Below are 1066 nucleotides of genomic sequence, written 5' to 3' on the forward strand. Positions count from 1 at the left end.
GTTAACTAACTTAGGTATAACAAACGAAGTTGTCAACTAAATCCAGTACAGTACATTCTATATGGAAACTCCAGTGTCCTTAGCGGGAAACGCTGGTATCTCTAGTTGGAAACTCTCGTTTCCATGCGCGGAAACTGTAGTTTCCCGCCTGGGAACCGGAGTTCTGACGCTGGAAACGAGCGCTTCAATGATAGGAAAATAAATTTTGATGCTTGGTGTGCAATATTTCTTCTTACCGCTGTGTTGCAGATACTTTTATCTGCAACGTATCTGCAACGGTATCTGCAACGCTATAATTGTTTATCAGTCAGTTTGTTATTTCGATTTTGTTGCAGGTGGCAGATGTTTTTTTATTTTTCAAACTTTATTGTAGGGAAAATTAGAGGTAATAGTGGCTTGAGGAAAAGAATCTTTTAACCTTGCGTGAGAAGGAGTTCTATTAAAAATATATATCTTTGCAAGACAGGTGACTGGCGTTAATTTATAAAAGCAGAGATTATGAGCAATAAAATTTATCCTATCGGTATTCAGAATTTCGAAAAGATTCGTAATGACGGTTATTTCTATATTGATAAAACTGCATTAATGTATCAAATGGTCAAGACCGGAAGTTATTACTTCTTGAGTCGTCCGCGCCGTTTTGGAAAGAGTCTGCTCATTTCTACCTTGGAGGCTTATTTCCAAGGGAAAAAGGAACTGTTTGAAGGATTGTCTGTGGAAAAGTTGGAAAAGGATTGGATAAAGCATCCTATATTGCATCTCGACCTTAATATTGAGAAGTATGACACGCCGGAAAGTCTGGATAAAATATTGAATGATAATCTTGAATATTGGGAAAGCCAATACGGCACCCGTCCGTCTGAAACATCCTTTTCCCTGCGCTTTGCCGGTATCATTCAGCGTGCTTGCGAAAAGACGGGGCAACGTGTAGTTATTCTGGTAGATGAGTATGACAAACCTATGTTACAAGCCATTGGCAATGAAGAACTTCAAAAACAATTCCGAAATACTCTGAAGCCATTTTATGGCGCTTTGAAAACGAAGGACGGGTATATAAAGTTCGCTC

The 1066-nt window shown here is 38.9% G+C and carries 1 protein-coding gene; it reads left to right on the top strand.

Annotated features, from left to right (window positions below; translation table 11 throughout):
• Positions 1-498 precede the first annotated feature (498 nt).
• Positions 499-1066, top strand: a 568-nt coding sequence (locus tag KTR06_RS24325; protein ID WP_217290892.1) for an AAA family ATPase, incomplete at its 3' end; no start/stop codon positions are given.

The sequence above is a fragment of the Bacteroides sp. MSK.20.12 genome, from assembly GCF_019052435.1.
GTDB classification, from domain to species: Bacteria; Bacteroidota; Bacteroidia; order Bacteroidales; family Bacteroidaceae; genus Bacteroides; species Bacteroides xylanisolvens.